The organism is Nostoc sp. (assembly GCF_035638895.1).
Lineage (GTDB): Bacteria > Cyanobacteriota > Cyanobacteriia > Cyanobacteriales > Nostocaceae > Nostoc.
The window spans coordinates 1-2,190 of the sequence record NZ_DASQZC010000591.1 but is presented as its reverse complement, the minus strand read 5'-3'; the positions used below and the strand labels follow the sequence as shown (position 1 = coordinate 2,190).

Here is a 2,190-nt window from a genome sequence, read left to right as displayed (position 1 = left end):
AATCACATTACCGTTACCTGCCAAAGGGTTAGTAGCCCCACTTGGAATCGGATAACCACTGTTTGCAAAAGGATTACTACCTCCTGCCAATGTGTTGTCAATCCCCTTGAAAAAGTTATCACCTAAAATTGACTTTAATCGGTCAAAGATTAATTTCTGAAGCCCACTGCCACCATCGCCTGCAAACGGGTTAATACCGCCACCTGGAATGGGATTGTTACCGTTACCTAATAACAGATTGGTATCACCCGGCAACAAGCTACTTTCAGCAGAAAAACTGCTATTGCCAGCAAAAGGACTAACGCTGTTAGGGCCACTTACACTTAAGGGATTAACTCCATCATTAAGGGGATTGACAACAGACTCTTCCATTGGTATCAATTTTTGTATTTTTAGTTAAAAAGGTTATGGCATCTTCAATACTTCTTATATTAATTGTGAATTTGCTAAACCCAAAATCTCTTTAATAATAAAGGCTTTAATCATCTTACTGTCAAATTAGCAGAAAATGTTTCTCAAATCCTTACCTGTAAAGAGTTCTAGGACGTAAAATAGCAAACTAGTACAATAAGGCAGAAGGTACATCACCGATAATACACGCTTTTGAGCTTTATCGAATGTTATGTTTATTTGTGCCAAGCTGTACTAGCATACTATGTACTGAAGAACTAATTATTGTTCTCCTCTACTTATCTGCTGATTTTCGCAAGAATTCTATTAAGCAAACGGAATTTATCGACCGCTAAATACTTATCTGCCACCGGCACCGCCACCAAATGGGTTACCGCCACCAAATGGGTTACTGCCACCGGCACTGCCACTTCCAGGAAATGGGCTACTTTCATCGGTACCGCCACCGTCACCTCCAGGAAATGGGCTACCGCTACCAAGTCCTTGTCCACCACCAAATGAGGGGCTTTGTTCTTGTCCACCACCAAATGATGGGCTTTGTCCACCACCCTGTTCCTTATCAACTATCTTGTCAATAGTAGCCCTCAAAGTGAACCCATCCGGTATTTCAGTTGTGCTAATACCATAGGTCTGGCTAGCAGCACCAGTCAAAGGGTCTCTGCCACTACCTTGGTTGGTTGGATTACCACCACCACCGAAGCCGCCAGCACCGCCAGCACCGCCACCACCGAAGCCGTCACCACCACGACCACCGAAGCCGCCACCACCACCAGCACTGCCAGCACCACCAGCACCGCCACCACCGAAGCCGCCACCACCACCAGATGATGGACTACCGCCTGCGGATGAGTTACCACCACCTGCGGATGGGTTTGATGGGTTTACACCGCCTGCAAAGATATTCCAGAAGTTGTCACCAGCGAAAGGATTACCACCATAGGGTAAATCACTGCCACCAGCAGCACCACCGGCACCACCAGCACCACCGGCACCACCAGCAGCACCACCAGCACCACCACCAGCACCACCACCAGCACCAAATGGGCTACCGCCACTTTCTCCTTGACCAACACCACTAAATATTTTGGTGAGGCCTTCTTTACCGAGAACTCCTTCCAAGCGACCGTAGGGTGATTGGCTGAGCGAGTTGTTCCCACTATTAGAGGGGTTACTGCTACCACTATTACTTGAATTGTCTGCCATTAGAATTAATCCTCGTTATTGTTTTGATAAAAATTTTGCTAGCATTGCAACATAAAATAGACAAAGCTCAAGTCTATTTAATGACTTTATCGTTAGCAAAACTAGTTAGTAGCTACTAGATTATTTGGTTATCTCTATTAAGAGTAGATAACAAATTTTTAATCAATGCTACTTCCACTTAGAATTTATACGATTTAGTTTTGAAAGACAATGAAAAATATTTTGATATATTTATCAGACTTGTAGAGATTCTTTAGATATAATTTAAAAACTTAACTGAAATGTTTGTATAATAAAATTCAATTTGGGTTAAATATTATATTGCAATGAATAATATTTTGATAAACTTGCCAATTTTTTAGATATTTAATTAATCTGCTTTTATCCGGGGTTATATGGCTTTTATCCAACGTCATACCACGAGATTGATAATAGTAAATAGCACGGTTACTGGCACCCTGCAATAATTGCATTATATTAAGTAAGTCAGCGATAAAAAATCAACCTATGCAACAAAGTGTAAGGTCAGGAAAGAGACTATAAGTGAATCGTTCCAAGGTTTTTATAAAAGTTAAC

1 protein-coding gene and 1 pseudogene are annotated in these 2,190 nt (G+C 41.9%); both read right to left on the bottom strand.

Going from position 1 to position 2,190, the window contains the following annotated elements; all coding sequences use genetic code 11:
• Positions 1-372: pseudogene (locus VE944_RS29395) on the bottom strand (hypothetical protein); the annotation flags it as partial.
• Between the two features lie 378 nt (positions 373-750).
• On the bottom strand, positions 751-1,614 hold the full coding sequence (locus VE944_RS29390) for a hypothetical protein (RefSeq protein ID WP_324985837.1): 864 nt from the start codon (positions 1,612-1,614) through the stop codon (positions 751-753).
• Positions 1,615-2,190 lie beyond the last annotated feature (576 nt).

Excerpts from the sequence above, each read along its gene's own strand:
- VE944_RS29390 (WP_324985837.1), bottom strand. The coding sequence starts at position 1,614 with ATGGCAGACAATTCAAGTAATAGTGGTAGCAGTAACCCCTCTAATAGT.